Source organism: Kiloniella antarctica (assembly GCF_042682825.1).
GTDB lineage: Bacteria > Pseudomonadota > Alphaproteobacteria > Kiloniellales > Kiloniellaceae > Kiloniella > Kiloniella antarctica.
Genome location: NZ_JBHUII010000011.1, coordinates 238,131 through 254,474, shown reverse-complemented (window position 1 = coordinate 254,474; position 16,344 = coordinate 238,131). Strand labels below are relative to the sequence as shown.

The window sequence follows — 16,344 nt, the reverse complement described above, 5'->3', positions numbered from 1 at the left end:
TTGGTGGTTGGCTTAGAAGCCCATACCGCCGCCCATGCCGCCCATGCCGCCCATGCCGCCCATGTCAGGCATGCCGCCGCCAGCAGATTTGTCTTCTGGCTTATCAGCAACCATAGCTTCAGTAGTGATCATCAGACCAGATACGGAACCTGCATCCTGAAGAGCAGTACGAACAACTTTAACCGGATCAATAATACCAGCTTCAAAGAGATCTTTGTACTCACCAGTCTGAGCGTCAAAACCGTAGCCAGCTTTGTTTTCGTCAGTGATCTTACCAACAACGATAGAACCTTCGAAACCAGCATTCTCAGCGATCTGACGGATCGGAGCTTCAAGAGCACGACGAACAACGCTGATACCAACGTCTTGATCGTTGTTATCACCTTTAAGAGTGGCAAGAGAAGAAACCGCAGCAAGCAGAGCAGTACCACCACCAGCAACAATACCTTCTTCAACAGCAGCACGTGTTGCGTTCATAGCATCTTCAACACGATCTTTGCGTTCTTTAACTTCGATCTCAGTAGAACCACCAACACGAAGAACAGCAACACCGCCAGCTAGTTTGGCGAGACGTTCTTGCAGTTTTTCACGATCGTAATCTGAAGAAGTATCATCAGCTTGAGCGCGGATCTGAGCACAACGGCCTTCGATCTGCTCACGCTCACCAGCGCCATCAACGATAACAGTTTCTTCTTTGGAAATGTTAACACGCTTAGCAGTACCGAGCATATCAAGAGTAACGTTTTCCAGCTTGATACCAAGATCTTCTGAAACAACAGTACCACCAGTTAGAACCGCGATATCTTCGAGCATTGCTTTACGACGATCACCAAAACCAGGAGCTTTAACAGCTGCGATTTTCAGACCACCACGAAGTTTGTTCACAACAAGAGTTGCGAGCGCTTCGCCTTCAACGTCTTCAGCAATGATCAGTAGCGGACGACCGGACTGAACAGCTGCTTCGAGAAGAGGAAGCATTGGCTGAAGGTTTGTCAACTTTGCTTCGTGAAGAAGAATGTATGGAGCTTCGAGATCAGCAACCATTTTCTCTGCATTCGTTACGAAGTATGGAGAAAGGTATCCACGGTCGAACTGCATACCTTCAACAACGTCAAGTTCAGTTGCAAGAGATTTTGCTTCTTCAACAGTGATAACGCCTTCTTTACCAACGCGTTCCATTGCTTCAGCAATCATGTTGCCGATTTCAGTTTCGCCGTTAGCAGAGATTGTACCAACCTGAGCAACTTCAGCAGTAGTAGAGATCTGTTTCGCAGAACCTTTAAGGTGTTCAACAGCTGTCTTAACAGCAAGATCCATACCGCGTTTAACGTCCATCGGGTTCATGCCGGCTGCAACAGCTTTTGCGCCTTCACGAACGAGACTTTGCGTTAGAACTGTCGCAGTTGTTGTGCCGTCACCAGCAACGTCGTTGGTTTTTGAAGCAACTTCACGAACCATCTGTGCGCCCATGTTTTCAAACTTGTCAGCAAGTTCGATTTCTTTGGCAACAGAAACACCATCTTTAGTGATGCGTGGAGCACCAAAAGATTTGTCGAGAACAACGTTACGGCCTTTAGGACCAAGCGTAACTTTTACAGCATTTGCAAGGATATCAACACCGCGAAGCATTTTGTCGCGGGCGTCAGTACCAAATTTTACATCTTTAGCAGACATGATCTTTTATTTCCTTTAATTTAGGGACCTGTTTGGCTGAGGCCAAATCTTATTGAAGAATGCCCATAATGTCGGACTCACGCATGATCAGCAGTGTTTTGCCATCAAGCTTGACTTCTGTACCAGACCACTTGCCATAAAGAACGGTGTCGCCTTCTTTAACATCAAGAGCAACAACTTTACCGTCATCACCACGAGCGCCACTACCAACAGCAGTAACTTTGCCCTGCATTGGCTTTTCTTTAGCTGTATCTGGGATGATAATTCCACCAGAAGTTTTTTCTTCTTGGTCTAGTGGCTCGATTACGACCCGGTCGTGAAGAGGTTTAAAGCTCATAGATCAACTCCGTTAGAGTAAGCTTATTAAAATAAATTCGGGGCACTGTCAGTGAGAGTTTTTACAATTATTAGCACTCTCACTAAACGAGTGCTAAAAGGCATATAGAATGCAGGTAGGCTGATGTCAACCAGACGGCCTAAATAATTCTAACTTTTTTTGGGATTAATCGATATCGGGAAGAATATCAAACTTGCTGGTAAATTTATCAGCGTCGGCTTGCGAAATTGAGATAGAGATCCAGACCCCATCTTCATGATGTTTCTGTTCTATAACATTTCCATGATCATGTAGCCAGGATAACGCCGCACCATCACTATAAGGCACTTCAAATTCATAAACCAAATTTTGAGCATCAAGCAACTGCTCAACCATATCCAAGAAATCATCACAACCTTCTCCTGTTATTGCTGAACACAACAAGGTCGTTTGATTATTACTGGATTGTATCTCAAGAGAGGTTTTAGTCTCATCTGACAAAAGATCTGATTTATTCCAAACTTCAATCATGCTGTCTTGAATATCTTGATCAAGCTCGAGATCCTTAAGGACAGATTTCACATCTTCTTTTTGAGCATCCGTATCTTCATGAGATACATCTCGAACATGAACAAGAACATTTGCCTCACGAACCTCTTCCAAAGTCGCCCGAAACGACGCAATAAGATCAGTGGGTAGCTCTGATATAAATCCTACGGTATCCGATAAAATAATTTCACGCCCAGACGGCAGTGTAACGCGCCGCATGGTCGGATCCAAAGTCGCAAACAAAAGATCTTCTGCAAACACATCTGAATGCGTTAAACGGTTAAAAAGCGTCGATTTTCCGGCGTTTGTATATCCCACAAGAGATACAATAGGAAAAGGTACCTTACGACGCGCAGACCGATGCAGTTCACGTGTTTTTTTAACTAGCTCCAAGTCACTTTTCAGGCGAACAATTCTCTCATCGATTAAACGCCTATCAATTTCGATCTGACGTTCACCAGGCCCCCCCATAAACCCGGCACCACCTCTTTGCCGCTCAAGGTGGGTCCATGACCTAACCAGTCTGGATCTTTGATAGCTTAACTGGGCAAGATCAACCTGAAGCTTGCCCTCTTTTGTACGTGCACGTTCGCCAAAAATTTCTAGAATTAAGCCAGTACGATCAATAACCTTCGCTTCCCAGCCGTTCTCCAAATTACGTTGTTGCACAGGCGTTAAAGCAGTATCCACAATAACAACTTCAATCTCGTTATCATGGATGTACTCATGAAATTTATCAATAATCCCTGAACCAAAAAGCGTCGAAGGTTTTGGCCGTGAGACTTTGACAACCTCGTGAAGGACGATTTCGAGATCAATTGCGAGCGCAAGACCGTACGCTTCTTCTAGTCGCGCTTCAGGCGTCCGAGAAGAGCTCGAAAACTTCTTTAGTTCAGGATGAAGTACAATGGCGCGAACCTTTTTATCTCGATCCACGCCACCGTCAGTTTGTTGAGAACCCATATATATTCAACCAAACCCTAATGGGCTTAAGATGCTGCTCCACCTTCTTCGTCCTTACCAGGATCAAAGAGCTGTACTGGTGTAGCTGGCATAATTGTAGAAATCGCGTGTTTGTATACGAGTTGCGCATGCGCATCACGGCGTAACAACACGGAGAAATTGTCAAACCAGGAGATAATGCCTTGTAGTTTGACACCATTTACCAAAAAGACCGTTACTGGGACTTTATTTTTACGAATCGTGTTCAGGAATACATCCTGTACATTCTGTGATTTTTCCGCGGCCATCGCGTTTAATCCCCTTTATTGTTTTTATTACGTGTTTTTATTGGTTTGTATTATTAGCTTTTGGGGTTGTGCGCGCTTTTAAACGTGCAAGTGAGATTCTTTATCATTCTGCCGGGGAAATACAACCCCTCATCGACCTATAATGAAGAAAACTCGACAAAACACTATGACAACGAATTCATTATATCCAGACATGACGTGAAATATTGCGCGGGTTCAATGTTATCAAACTCACCCTGAACAGGAGCTGTAGGGCGAACCAGGACAGGATAGCACTTTGCGTTATGGGCACATTGAAGATCAATATCTGTATCACCCACAAACCAAACACTTTGATCCGGATGAAGACCGCTTCCCTCTAAAGCAAGAGCCACCCCCATGGGATTGGGCTTATCCTGCGCAGCATCATTTGCCCCGATAACTTGGTTAAAATAACTTCCCCAACCTAAGTGTTCAACTTCTTTTCGCAAGATAACACCTTGCTTGTTACTCACAATCGCGAGGTAAACATTTGCCTTTTTCAAAGAATCAAGAAGCTCTTTTGCATAAGGTAACGGCGTAAGGACATCCAGATGGTTTGCTTCATAGGTGTTATAAAATATTTTGGTCGCAATATCAGAATCTGCGCCAAAAATGACAGGAAAACTATCTCTTGCAGACGCCCGAACACGGCCCTTGGCCTCTTCAAGGGTCCACGGCGTCCTCCCCATTTCTTTAAATGTTACAGAAAGTGCATGGTGAATAGTTATCCAACTATCAATCAGGGTATTGTCCCAATCAAAAATTACAGCTTTAGGGAAAGGTAGGCTCATTGCGGAATACACTTTTCGTTTTTATTCAGAATTTAAGTAACTTTCAGATGTTGGATCTGATTTTATTCTTAGAAGAACTCCAATTTTACAGCAAAGAGCTTTTCTATCTTTTTGACAGCTTCGGCAGCCGAGAAAATCACCACTAGATCCTGAGATCTTACAACTGTACCGCCTCGTGGGATAATCACCTCTCCATCACGAACAATGGCGCCAACAATAACACCCGCAGGAAGCTTTGCTTCGCGTATAGGAACACCTACTAAACTTGACGTCTCCAAGGCTTCAGCTTCGATAACTTCACCCAAACCATCTGCAATTGTATGAACAGAACGGATACGTCCACGGCGGACATGTTGCAGAATGTTCGACACCGTAATCGATCTCGGATTAACAACCGTATCAATTCCGAGCGTACTGATAAGTGGTGTATAAGACGTCGTATTGATAAGCGTTACAGCACGTTTACAACCATGCCTTTTCGCAAGTAATGAGGTTAGGATATTCACCTCATCATCATTGGTTACTGCAACAATTGTTTCCGTGGTTGAAATATTCGCTTCATTGAGGATCTCGGCATCCAGGGAATCTCCATGAATAACAACTGTTTTCTTCAGTGACCGCGCAACAAATTCAGCTCGTTTTTTGTCAAGTTCAATAAGTTTGAGCTTTACCTGAGGATGCTTTTCTTCAACCGCCTTGGCTAAATACAAACCGATATTCCCGCCACCGATAATAACAACCCGTCGCGCTTCCAGTTCGGAATGTCCAAACGCGTCCATTGTGCGATTAAGATGCGTATGGTCCAGAACCAAGTATACATCATCCCCGGGGCGCAACTCATCATCAGGTGTTGGTACAAATCCTTTTCCCTGACGAAATATCCCTACTACGACCACATTCAAGGTTGGAAACAATTCCGTTAGCTGTCTTAACGGCGTATGAATAATCGGCGTTTCCTCAGTGCAATGAACTCCAATAAGGCTGACTTTACCGTCAGCCAAAGGATACACATCAAACGCACCGGGAATTTGAAGACGTCGCTCAATTGCATCCGCCACCTCTATTTCCGGTGAAATAATAACATCGATCGGCATATGATCTCTTGTGAAGAGGTCTGACCACATTGGGTCAAGATAGTTTTGTTCGCGAATACGTGCGATTTTTGTAGGTACATCAAATAAAGAATGACAAATTTGGCATGCAACCATGTTGACTTCGTCAGCATGCGTTACTGCTATAATCATGTCAGCATCAGAAGCCCCTGCTTTTTGGAGGACATCAGGATGGGACGCGAAACCGATGACACCTTTAACATCCAAAGAATCTGTGATTTTGCTCACCAAAGCTGGATCGCGGTCAATCACAGTTATATCCGCATTTTCGCTTGCCAGATAACGAGCAATGTTGAACCCAACCTGGCCTGCTCCACAAATCACAACTTTCATAACCGGGTCCTAAATCCTAATTCTGTGTAAACGCACTTAACACTCTCAATACGTGCTCATTATACGCGTTCTGTGGAAATGCCAAGAGTGCGCAACTTTCGGTGAAGTGCTGAACGTTCCATACCAATGAAAGTCGATGTTTTCGAGATATTTCCACCAAAGCGTAAAATTTGAGCTTCCAAATAACGCTTTTCAAATAATTCGCGAGCTTCACGCAACGACAAAGACATTAAATCTTCCTGCCCACCACTTCCTGATGAAACACTTGGAGAAAGAGAGCCAATGTCCGGTGGCATCATATCAGCGGAAATAGCTGTACCTGTATCTCCAGGGGCCATGATAAGAAGCCAATCGATAACATTCCTGAGTTGACGCACATTACCAGGCCATTCATATGCTTGGAGAGAAGATATCGCGTCTTGAGCCAGAGGGCGGATAGGGATACCGTTCGTTTTTGCAGATAGCTCCATAAAATACTCTATAAGATCAGGAATATCCTCTCTGCGCTCGACCAACGCGGGAACAGCAAGGGGAACAACATTTAGCCGATAATAGAGATCTTCCCTGAATTCACCGGCAGAAATAAGGGCCTGTAAATCTTTATTTGTCGATGCAATCACTCGGACATCGACTTCAACTGCCAAGTCCCCGCCCACTCTGGTAAAACATTGTTCCTGTAAAACCCGAACAATCTTTCCTTGCGTTTCTAGGGGCATATCGGCGACCTCATCGAGCAGAAGTGTCCCACCATGGGCCTGCTCAAACGTACCAATTCGGATCGAGACCTCACCATCCTCACCCTTAGTTTCAGTACCAAATAACTCGCTCTCTAAACGGTCGGGATGCATCGTCGCGCAATTAAGCGCAACAAAAGCAGCATTGTGGCGGGCTGACTGTTGATGTAGCTGTCTCGCAACAACCTCTTTACCTGCCCCAGCTGGTCCCGTGATTAAAACCCGGCTCCCCGTTGGAGCAACTTTATCAAGAGCCTGCTGAAGATGAAGAACAGGCGCAGACTCACCGATGAGTGTTGATTGAACCGCAGCACTGACCTTTAAGATTTCGTTTTCTCTACGTAATTCAGATAATTCGATAGCACGATTAATGATCAGTAGCAGCCTATCTGACTTGAACGGTTTTTCAATAAAATCATAAGCCCCAATTTTGATTGCACTTACCGCTGTTTCGATGGTGCCATGTCCTGACATCATCACAACCGGCAAATCAGCATAATCATGCTTAATAGCTTCTAATATACCTATACCATCAAGTTCTGAATTATTGAGCCAAATATCCAAGACCACCAGGCTCGGGCGCCTAGAGTGAATAGCAGCAAGAGCTTGTTGACTATTAGCAGCCTCCTTAACGGAATAACCTTCATCTTCCAAAATTCCGCTCAAAGCCATTCTGATATCAGCTTCATCGTCGACAATAAGAATGTCACGTGCCATTAAGTATCTACTTATTCAATAGGTTAATATAATTACAAAAATTATGCTTGTTCCGGAAAAACCAAACTTGCTTGCGCCCCGATCACATCGCCAGTCTGATCCAAATTGTCTTCTAGGACAAGATATCCTCCGTGATCTTCCATAATTTTCTTTACTATCGCCAAACCCAAGCCAGTCCCCTTAACCCGGTTGGTCACATAAGGCTCAGTTAACTTCTCCCTATCGCCGACAGGCAAGCCTTTTCCGGTATCTCGAATAATCAATGATGTAACACTTTTGGTCACAGACAACTCCAGGCAAACCTTTGATGGGTCACCCTCCTTCAATGAAGGATCTTCTTCAAGCTTCCCTTCAATAGATTCCGCTGCGTTTAGAAGTAAATTTGTAAGCGCTCGATTAATTTGTTCTGGGTCACAGGAAATAACAACTTCTTCATCGGGAATTTCAGTTTTAAACTGAATATAAGGATGGGATGTGTCTTGAAGGAAAATGGCTTCTCCAACCAACTTATTGAGGTTGGTGTCTTTCATACGAGGAACTGGCATTCGAGCAAAGGATGAGAACTCATTAACCATAGTGCCAATGTCCGTCACATGTCGAATAATAGTATCAATACACAACTCAAATGTTTTTTTATCGCTATCAATTTCTTTAAGGTACTTTCGCTTTAAGCGTTCAGCGGAGAGTTGAATGGGGGTTAGCGGATTTTTAATCTCATGAGCAATACGCCGCGCGACATCAGACCAAGCCGCTTTTCTCTGTGCCGATACAAGTTCCGTGATATCATCAAAGGTAATTACATACCCAATAATTTCAAAATCATCCCCGAGTTCAGCAACAATTCTCAAAAGTAACGTTCTCTGAATACCATTGTTTTGAACATAAGGAAGGTGTTTTTCGACCGAGCGCAAAGGGCGGGATTTTGCCTCTTCAACAAACTCTGATATCTCTGGCATCACTAACGAAATATGTTTCCCCCGAAGATCGTCAAACTGATCAGCAAAAAAAGCAGAAGCAGATCTATTGGGCAGAGTTATTTCAGCATCTTTGTTTAAGCCAATGACCCCAGCCGATACACCACCAAGAACAGCCTCAATAAACCGGGTTCGTTCATCCAATTGCGTGTTCGTACTCAAAAGCTCTTGCTGCTGACGTTGAAGCTCACCTGTCATAAGATTAAAAGTCCGTGAGAGTCTCCCAATCTCATCCTCAGCCTGATTTGATATCACGCGCGTATCAAGATTGCCTTCCCGAACCTTTTCAGCAGCAGCGATTAAATTACCAATAGGAACAGTAAGGTTATTAGAGAACGTCAAACCAACCCAAACTGATGCTAACAAAATCATGAGAGCAACAATCGCAAAAATCATCGCAAAGGTTAAAACAAATCCAGAACGTTGCCCTTCAAGGTCCGTATACAAGGAAACAGCCTCTTTTGCGCGCTCAATATGTTTCAAAATATTTGGATCAATCAAGCGCCCGACAATCAGGAAGGAACCGTCAAACCCTCCTAAGTATACTAACGCACGTACACGATCATTGTTCTCAGAAGATAAGATAACAACTTCACCATTAATTGCATTATTCAATGCAAAATCAGGTATTTGCGGCGCAAAATTTAACAAAAAGCTGAACGCAGCTTTGCCTTGAACTTGACCAGATTGATCAAAAACAACGACTTCGGTCAAGTTCAACTGATTAGCCCGTTCAGTCAAAAATTCATCAAACTGTGATTCATCCTGAATAAGAGAGTTTAAAGTCTCACTAATATCAAAAGAGACCGAGAGTGCATCTGCAGTAATACCTTGCCTATGTTCGTCAAGGTAAGCTTCAGCAACCGCATACGACTCTTTAACGGCCGTACTAACACGCTCATTAAACCACCCCTTCAATCCAAACTCGAAAAAGCCGACAGACACGACAGCAACAATAATGGTTGGCGTTACAGCAACAATACTGAATAACCCCACCAATCGAGAATGAAGTTTAGATCCCGCGAGGCCTCTCTTACGCTCTAACCACAACAGCACCAAACGCCGTACAACGATGGCAATCAAAGCCATCAGAAGGATAAAATCTGCCGTCAATAATAATAATAAATTTTCTGGCTTAATTGCTTGTGATAAATCACCCGACAAAGCTAAAAAAGTTGTTATACCACTGATGCTTGCGGCAATAAGAAGCGTTGTAGCCAGTTTTTTTTCTAACCCTACACGCTTTCCCCAGACCAATGTGCGCCCCCAAAAGCCCAGGCTTTCTAGCTGTGTTTGAGCAAGGTCATCTGACACATTATCACCAGCGATGCTTTTAGAAGGCTTTGCTGTCTCCTCAAAAGAAGTCTTTTCATCTCCCGCCTCAAGGCTTACAGCAACCTTATGATCTTGAGTTTCATGTACCATTATTTTGCGCCCTTAATGATGGATACATCCAACTCTTTAATTTTCTTCCTTAAGGTGTTTCGATTTAATCCGAGCAACTTAGAAGCTTGGATCTGGTTACCATTAGTTGACATTAAAGACAGCTCGATCAATGGCTTCTCTATCTCTTTTAATATTCTGTCGTAAAGGCCGCTTGAAGGTAGTTCAGGAAAATGAGCAGCAAAATATTCACTTAAGTGACGCTCAACCGCCTCGCTTAATGATTCATTAAAAGGAGGAGCAGAAGATTGAGAAACCTTTTCCCGGCTCTCATGATTTACTTTAGAGATGAGCCCCAGTTCGTGCTCGACAATATCGCAACTAATTACATCCTGACTATAGAGAACAGTCAATCGGCGTACGACATTCTCAAGCTCTCTAATATTTCCTGACCAATAGTGGTTACGGAGCGAAGCCATACCTCCTTGATCTATCACTTTTCCAGGCAAGCCTTCCGACTCACATAATCGTAAAAAATGGGAGACCAGCTCTGGAATATCCTCCGACCTCTCCCTGAGAGGAGGAAGCCTCAGCGGAACAACACTTAGACGATAATAAAGGTCTTCTCGAAAACTTCCCTGTTCAACCATTTGCGTGAGATCTCGGTGTGTCGCTGTAATGATGCGTACATCAGCCTTTATCGGTATCCGCCCCCCGACAGTTGTGAACTCGCTTTCCTGCAGAACTCGTAAAAGCCTTGTCTGAGCTTCTACAGGCATATCGCCGATCTCGTCCAGAAACAGCGTCCCACCTGCAGCCTGTTCAAAGCGACCGGAATAACGGGATGTTGCCCCTGTAAACGCGCCCTTTTCGTGCCCAAAAAGCTCACTTTCAATCAATTCTTTAGGGATTGCAGCCATGTTTACGGCAATAAAAGGCCCCTCTTTTCTCTTGCCATAATCATGCAAGGCACGAGAGATTAACTCTTTTCCAGTTCCAGACTCACCAGTTACCATAACTGTCAAATCAGTCGGCATAAGCCGCGCCATCACTCGATAAATTTCCTGCATTGCAGCAGAGCGTCCAATTAAAGGTAGTTTCTCCTCTTGTTCCCGCTCCTCAACCACCTCATCAGGCATATCCTTTGGTTCTGAAAGAGCTCGACGAACGGTCAAGGACAGCTCCTTTAAATCAAACGGCTTGGGAAGATACTCAAAGGCCCCTCGCTCTGTCGCTTTTACTGCAGTGAGTAATGTATTCTGAGCAGACATCACTATGATGCGTAAATCAGGCCTTATCTTTTTAATTCGAGGGATCAGGTCTAAACCATTTTCATCGGGCATAACAACATCGGTGATAACGAGATCACCCTCACCCTTGGCAACCCACTGCCAAAGCGATGCAGCACTGCTAGCGGCTTGTACGCGATAGCCTTCACGCCCCAACGCATGAGTTAACACAGTCCTTATGGCCTGATCATCATCTGCAATCAAAATCGTCGCTGAACTCATGAGCCGTCCGAACCCTTATGTGTATTCAAAGTGAAAGTTTCTGATCGTAACTCCCTTGGCACCAAAGGAAGGCTGACTGAAAATTTAGTTAATCGAGGCTGGCTGGTAAATTCTATGACACCGCCATGTTCTTCAATAACTTTGGATACCAACGCTAAGCCAAGCCCCTTCCCACCCGCTTTTGTCGATACAAAAGGGTCAAAAAGATGCTCGTGCAGATCTTCGGGAATACCAGGACCATTATCCTCAATAGTCACAAGCATTGGCAAATCCATACGTTCTTTACCGCCAAATAAGCGCATACGTACCCCCTGCTGATAACTCGTCTTCAGAATAATTTCACCACCTTGTTTACCAATCGCTTCAGCAGCATTTTTAACCAAATTTAAAAAGGCCTGCACCAATAGATCTCTATTACCATAAACCTCCGGCAAAGAGGGGTCATACCGTTCAACAAAGGTAATGTTCTTCCCATGGGCTGATTTTGAAAGCAGACGAACATGTGAAAGGATTTCGTGAATATTGACTGCGCTACGTTCCAACGGGCGCGTGTCCGAAAACATCTCTATTCGATCAACAAGCTTCACGATACGATCCGCCTCGTCACAAATTAACCGTGTCAATTGCCGATCATCGTCGTCAGCATTCAACTCTAACAATTGTGCCGCCCCTCGAATACCAGAAAGTGGGTTTTTAACTTCATGAGCAAGCATCGCACCCATGGCCGTTATCGAACGCGCAGCATTACGGTGTACCAACTGATGGTCAATTTTTCGGGCAATACTCTGGCGTTGAATAGTAACAACACAGTGGTCAAGGCTTTCCTGCATCGGCGATGTTGTCACGGAAACCAGATGAGTCCCGATCCGGGGACTGTCTAAACGCACGCCGTACTCTGCAACAGAGCTTTGCATTTTTCTGGTCTGTTCAAGTAATTGATAGATTGGTGATCCATCCAAGAAATAAACACTCAGATTACCCCCCAGCAACACGGCCTGACTGCTCTCCAAAAATTGCTCCGCAGCTTGATTGACAAAGGTAATTTTATTTCCGGCATCAATAACAAATACTGGGTCGTTCAAAGAGTTCAATATCGTTGCTGTTGAGTGTTGCTTTACAGCGGATGTTCGAAAATCATCTCCCAGGGGAACTTGCGGCATCTTATGCCGCCTCATTGAGGTAAGGTTTAAAATATTCGCCAAGCATCTTGATCACAACATCCGGCTCGGAAACCTTGTTAATTTCAGCTCTAAAAGCCGCAGAATCAGGTAACCCCTTACAATACCAGGCCAAGTGCTTTCTAGCGATCGCGACCCCTTTTCTGACCCCGTAGTGAGACAATATACTATCGTAGTGCTCACAAATAAGGTCATGAACTTCCAGTAAGGGAGGAGAAGCTATTTCTGAGCCATCTCTCAAGAATTGCATAACCTCTCTCAACGCCCAAGGTTTACCATAACATCCGCGGCCAATCATTACGCCATCCGCACCGGAGGTTGCCATGGCGACCTTAGCATCTTCCGCTGTTAGAATATCGCCATTAATAATAACTGGAATTTTGACATTATCTTTTACAGCCTTTACCGCCGCCCAGTCCGCATCTCCCTTGTACATCTGATTACGCGTACGCCCATGTACAGTTACCATCTGTATCCCTACATTTTCTGCTCTCTTGGCAAGTTCAGGGGCGTTTTTATTATCATCATCCCATCCCAAGCGCATCTTCACCGTAACAGGAACATTAACTGCCTTGACGGTTGCTTCCATAATTCTTTCAGCAAGTAACTCATCTTTCATCAATGCAGAGCCCGCATATTTTGAAACAATTTTCTTCACCGGACATCCAAAGTTAATGTCGATAATCGCAGCACCTCTATCGACATTCATTTTAGCTGCTTCAGCCATGATTTCAGGATCACACCCGGCAAGCTGAACCGCCATGGGGAACTCTTCCGCACAGTTGGTACTTAGCTTAAGGGACTCTCTGCTCTCTTGAAGCATCGCCTTGCTTGCAATCATTTCAGAAATCACCAGACCAGCACCGTAGCGCTTTACTAGACGGCGATATGGCATGTCTGTAACGCCGGACATGGGGGCTAAAAACACTGGGTCATCGATTTGTATCGGACCGACAGAAATGCTCATTTGTTGGGCACCAATCATGAACGCCTAAGAAATAGGCAAATAAATATTGACTGGCTTTATACAAGATTTATATGAAAATGCGAAGAGTTTATCAGGTATAATTAAAAATACCTTGCGCAATCAACCTCAAAAAACCGCTCCTGCTTAACCGATAACAATATCCGTGACAAACTTCACCCCTGGATAGGCCAAAGTCATCAAAAGATAAGTAGCAAGAACAAACCGAACCGCATTTTGCCCTCTTATACCTATGTATCTGTGAAGGATTAAAAGAACGGCAATAACAACAAAGGCAATCAAGGCCAACAGAGTTTTGTGATCAAAATCGATTAAACTGCCTGACGATGAATACTGCCTGGCGATCCCCGTTAAAATACCAAGCCCCAACACGACTTCAGCCATGGTCAATAAGCTGACCTGAAAACGGTCAGCAACATACACAGCAGGAAGTCTCTCCAGCAATCGGCTTTCCATTTTTTTTGTTTTGAGCGCCCTCTCGCGCAAAAGCACTGCAAAGGAAGAAATCGCGGCGAGCGTACAAAGAGCATAAGTTATTACAGAGGCAATAATATGCAAGACAAGCCAGAAGTCTGGCTCTGCTTTCAAAGCACTATGTGTATTATGCCCTTCCCACAACAAAGCAAAAACACCGAGTACAAATAAATATGGCAGCAAAAGCACCGCTAGCTTTGAAAAATCTTGAACCAATAAAGAAAAGCATAAAAACAACACCATGCTAAATGATATTGTCACCCAAATAGAAATACTTAGCCCACTATCCCAATGCCCACCAAAATAAAGCAAGGTAACAAAGCTTGGTCCGACAAGAGCCAGAAGCAAAGTTCCTCGCTTCATTAGAGAAGTATTTTTTTCAGTACTAAACCAACTAACCATGATCGCAGGCAAAAGAGACGCCAAGGCCAGAAGACCCCAAAAAATAGTCATTTCAACACCTTCTTACTAGACATCCTACGGGCCTTTGCTACATATCTTTTTTGTTATTACTGTATGTTAGCCTGAAATGGCAAGAATCGAGAATTCAGGAGATACATTATGCCTGGTACCTGGGCCATCATCGTTGCTGCGGGCAGAGGGAGTCGTCTTGGAACTGAAATCCCCAAGCAGTATCTGCGCTTAGGTAAACATAGTATCCTGACACACACACTTAAAAAATTTTTAGAACACCCTCTTATAGATAAAATTCTTGTTGTTATACATCCCGATGACAATCAATTATTTCAAGACAGTTGCCCAGACTACCTTGATAAGGTTCTTCTTGAACAAGGCGGAAAAACACGACAGATTTCTGTTCGAAACGGCCTGAAGGCGCTTGCCGTTCATACGCCTGATTGTGTTCTCATTCACGATGCCGCGCGACCTTTTGTCAGCGCAGATGTAATATCAATACTCGCCTCCACTGCCCAAGGGGGAAAGGCATGCATTGCTGCAACCCCTGTCGTCGACAGCTTAAAGTCTGCATCAGAGACCGAAGATAGCATCAAAGTAAAGAAAAGCATTAAACGCGACGGGTTATGGCATGCACAGACCCCTCAGGCCTTTCCCTTTACAATAATACAAAAAGCACATCAATCTGTGAGTGATCAGGAAAATCATACTGACGATGCCGCGATAGCAGAAACTTGTGGTATAGACATCACGCTGGTCCCATCTGACAGAAATAATATCAAAATCACAACGACTGAAGATCTACGACTTGCTGAAGTCATGATCGCTTCATCTATTACGAAAAGATCAATTATGGAAAGTAGAACCGGGCTTGGTTACGACGTGCACTGTTTTGAAGCAGGTGATCATGTAACTTTATGCGGCGTAGATATCCCCCACACACGTAAATTGAAAGGTCACTCCGACGCCGATGTCGGCCTTCATGCCCTAACAGATGCCCTTCTTGGCGCTCTTTGTGAAGGAGATATCGGCACCCATTTCCCTCCAAGTGACCCACAATGGAAGGACGCAATGTCTGATCAGTTTTTAGCATTTGCAAAAAATCGTGTCACAAAAAGATCCGGAAAGATCATCCACGTTGATGTCACTCTCATATGCGAAAAACCCAAGATCGGTCCCCATCGAGAAGCCATGGTGGCCAGAATGGCTGAAATCCTTGATATCTCGCCATCTCGTGTCAGTATAAAAGCGACCACTTCAGAAAAGCTGGGATTTACCGGCAGAGAAGAAGGGATCGCCGCTCAAGCTGTCGCGACGATACAAATTCCCGCTGAAGATTAACGCGCACACCAACCTTAGTTAGCAAATAAGCAAAAGTCCGATCATGTTAAACAACAAAATTTGTAAAAGACCCTACATATGAGCTCAACTCCCTTAAGTTTCTTTCATCCCGCAACACTCATTTCAACTTGGTTTGGATCCGGGCTCATAAAATTTGCCCCGGGAACCTGGGGATCCCTTGCAGCCCTTCCATTTTCCTGGGTTATATTCGAACGTTTTGGCTCAGAAGGCTTGATTATCGCCTCTGTTCTCGCCTATGGCATCGGGGTATGGTCTAGTGGTAAGTACTCCAAGGCTCTGGGCAAAGAAGACCCAGGTTCTGTCGTCATTGATGAAGTTGCAGGACAATGGCTGGCCTTAGCATTCGTCCCCCTAGATCCTTTCTTGTACTTCATCAGCTTTTTACTTTTCCGATTCTTCGACATTGTAAAAGTCTTCCCGGCAAACTGGCTGGACAGAAATGTCAAAGGTGGCCTCGGAATCATGTCAGACGACATGGTCGCTGGACTTTATGCACTGATAGTCTTTTACCTTTTTCAACGTTTCATCCCATATGATGGAGAAATGTTTAAGTTCTTCTAGGAGAG

The 16,344-nt window shown here is 44.4% G+C and carries 14 protein-coding genes; 2 read left to right on the top strand and 12 right to left on the bottom strand.

Annotation, left to right across the window (positions count from 1 at the left end; all coding sequences use genetic code 11):
- Nucleotides 1-12: 12 nt before the first annotated feature.
- The 12 genes from groL to ACFSKO_RS17145 form a co-directional block, all read right to left on the bottom strand.
- Nucleotides 13-1,674, bottom strand: coding sequence for a chaperonin GroEL (gene groL / locus ACFSKO_RS17200; protein ID WP_380253909.1), 1,662 nt, complete (start codon nt 1,672-1,674; stop codon nt 13-15).
- Between the two features lie 49 nt (nt 1,675-1,723).
- The gene (gene groES, locus ACFSKO_RS17195) at nt 1,724-2,011 is read right to left on the bottom strand and encodes a co-chaperone GroES (protein ID WP_380253907.1); all 288 of its coding nucleotides are present in this window, start codon (nt 2,009-2,011) and stop codon (nt 1,724-1,726) included.
- A gap of 165 nt (nt 2,012-2,176) precedes the next feature.
- On the bottom strand, nt 2,177-3,502 hold the full coding sequence (hflX, locus tag ACFSKO_RS17190) for a GTPase HflX (RefSeq protein WP_380253905.1): 1,326 nt from the start codon (nt 3,500-3,502) through the stop codon (nt 2,177-2,179).
- Nucleotides 3,503-3,528: 26 nt separating this feature from the next.
- Nucleotides 3,529-3,789 carry an RNA chaperone Hfq gene (hfq, locus tag ACFSKO_RS17185; RefSeq protein ID WP_380253903.1) on the bottom strand — a complete coding sequence of 87 codons (261 nt, stop codon included), beginning with the start codon at nt 3,787-3,789 and terminating at the stop codon, nt 3,529-3,531.
- A 164-nt stretch (nt 3,790-3,953) separates the two neighbouring features.
- Nucleotides 3,954-4,601, bottom strand: a complete 648-nt coding sequence (locus ACFSKO_RS17180) for an HAD family hydrolase (protein WP_380253901.1) — start codon at nt 4,599-4,601, stop codon at nt 3,954-3,956.
- Between the two features lie 68 nt (nt 4,602-4,669).
- The gene (trkA, locus tag ACFSKO_RS17175) at nt 4,670-6,046 is read right to left on the bottom strand and encodes a Trk system potassium transporter TrkA (RefSeq protein ID WP_380253899.1); all 1,377 of its coding nucleotides are present in this window, start codon (nt 6,044-6,046) and stop codon (nt 4,670-4,672) included.
- 59 nt (nt 6,047-6,105) lie between these two features.
- The gene (ntrX, locus tag ACFSKO_RS17170) at nt 6,106-7,497 is read right to left on the bottom strand and encodes a nitrogen assimilation response regulator NtrX (RefSeq protein ID WP_380253897.1); all 1,392 of its coding nucleotides are present in this window, start codon (nt 7,495-7,497) and stop codon (nt 6,106-6,108) included.
- 41 nt (nt 7,498-7,538) lie between these two features.
- Complete coding sequence (locus ACFSKO_RS17165) at nt 7,539-9,896, bottom strand: sensor histidine kinase NtrY-like (RefSeq protein WP_380253895.1); 2,358 nt, start codon at nt 9,894-9,896, stop codon at nt 7,539-7,541.
- Nucleotides 9,896-11,365, bottom strand: a complete 1,470-nt coding sequence (ntrC, locus tag ACFSKO_RS17160) for a nitrogen regulation protein NR(I) (RefSeq protein WP_380253893.1) — start codon at nt 11,363-11,365, stop codon at nt 9,896-9,898. Before ntrC ends, ACFSKO_RS17165 begins: the two co-directional genes overlap by 1 nt.
- Nucleotides 11,362-12,525: a two-component system sensor histidine kinase NtrB gene (locus ACFSKO_RS17155; protein ID WP_380253891.1), complete on the bottom strand. Its 1,164-nt coding sequence runs from the start codon at nt 12,523-12,525 to the stop codon at nt 11,362-11,364. Before ACFSKO_RS17155 ends, ntrC begins: the two co-directional genes overlap by 4 nt.
- A 1-nt stretch (nt 12,526) precedes the next feature.
- Nucleotides 12,527-13,510 carry a tRNA dihydrouridine synthase DusB gene (dusB, locus tag ACFSKO_RS17150; protein ID WP_380253889.1) on the bottom strand — a complete coding sequence of 328 codons (984 nt, stop codon included), beginning with the start codon at nt 13,508-13,510 and terminating at the stop codon, nt 12,527-12,529.
- A gap of 144 nt (nt 13,511-13,654) precedes the next feature.
- Nucleotides 13,655-14,455 (bottom strand): cytochrome C assembly family protein, encoded by an 801-nt coding sequence (locus ACFSKO_RS17145; RefSeq protein ID WP_380253887.1) that lies wholly within the window; start codon nt 14,453-14,455, stop codon nt 13,655-13,657.
- 108 nt (nt 14,456-14,563) lie between these two features.
- On the opposite strand from ACFSKO_RS17145, the gene ACFSKO_RS17140 reads away from it, so the two are divergent.
- The gene (locus tag ACFSKO_RS17140; protein WP_380253885.1) at nt 14,564-15,757 is read left to right on the top strand and encodes a bifunctional 2-C-methyl-D-erythritol 4-phosphate cytidylyltransferase/2-C-methyl-D-erythritol 2,4-cyclodiphosphate synthase; all 1,194 of its coding nucleotides are present in this window, start codon (nt 14,564-14,566) and stop codon (nt 15,755-15,757) included.
- 78 nt (nt 15,758-15,835) lie between these two features.
- Nucleotides 15,836-16,339 carry a phosphatidylglycerophosphatase A family protein gene (locus tag ACFSKO_RS17135; RefSeq protein WP_380253883.1) on the top strand — a complete coding sequence of 168 codons (504 nt, stop codon included), beginning with the start codon at nt 15,836-15,838 and terminating at the stop codon, nt 16,337-16,339.
- Nucleotides 16,340-16,344: the final 5 nt, after the last annotated feature.

Bases quoted from the DNA above. Each gene is read 5' to 3' on its own strand.
- groL (WP_380253909.1), bottom strand. From the start codon at position 1,674: ATGTCTGCTAAAGATGTAAAATTTGGTACTGACGCCCGCGACAAAATG.
- groES (WP_380253907.1), bottom strand. From the start codon at position 2,011: ATGAGCTTTAAACCTCTTCACGACCGGGTCGTAATCGAGCCACTAGAC.
- hflX (WP_380253905.1), bottom strand. From the start codon at position 3,502: ATGGGTTCTCAACAAACTGACGGTGGCGTGGATCGAGATAAAAAGGTT.
- hfq (WP_380253903.1), bottom strand. From the start codon at position 3,789: ATGGCCGCGGAAAAATCACAGAATGTACAGGATGTATTCCTGAACACG.
- ACFSKO_RS17180 (WP_380253901.1), bottom strand. From the start codon at position 4,601: ATGAGCCTACCTTTCCCTAAAGCTGTAATTTTTGATTGGGACAATACC.
- trkA (WP_380253899.1), bottom strand. From the start codon at position 6,046: ATGAAAGTTGTGATTTGTGGAGCAGGCCAGGTTGGGTTCAACATTGCT.
- ntrX (WP_380253897.1), bottom strand. From the start codon at position 7,497: ATGGCACGTGACATTCTTATTGTCGACGATGAAGCTGATATCAGAATG.
- ACFSKO_RS17165 (WP_380253895.1), bottom strand. From the start codon at position 9,896: ATGGTACATGAAACTCAAGATCATAAGGTTGCTGTAAGCCTTGAGGCG.
- ntrC (WP_380253893.1), bottom strand. From the start codon at position 11,365: ATGAGTTCAGCGACGATTTTGATTGCAGATGATGATCAGGCCATAAGG.
- ACFSKO_RS17155 (WP_380253891.1), bottom strand. From the start codon at position 12,525: ATGCCGCAAGTTCCCCTGGGAGATGATTTTCGAACATCCGCTGTAAAG.
- dusB (WP_380253889.1), bottom strand. From the start codon at position 13,510: ATGAGCATTTCTGTCGGTCCGATACAAATCGATGACCCAGTGTTTTTA.
- ACFSKO_RS17145 (WP_380253887.1), bottom strand. From the start codon at position 14,455: ATGACTATTTTTTGGGGTCTTCTGGCCTTGGCGTCTCTTTTGCCTGCG.
- ACFSKO_RS17140 (WP_380253885.1), top strand. From the start codon at position 14,564: ATGCCTGGTACCTGGGCCATCATCGTTGCTGCGGGCAGAGGGAGTCGT.
- ACFSKO_RS17135 (WP_380253883.1), top strand. From the start codon at position 15,836: ATGAGCTCAACTCCCTTAAGTTTCTTTCATCCCGCAACACTCATTTCA.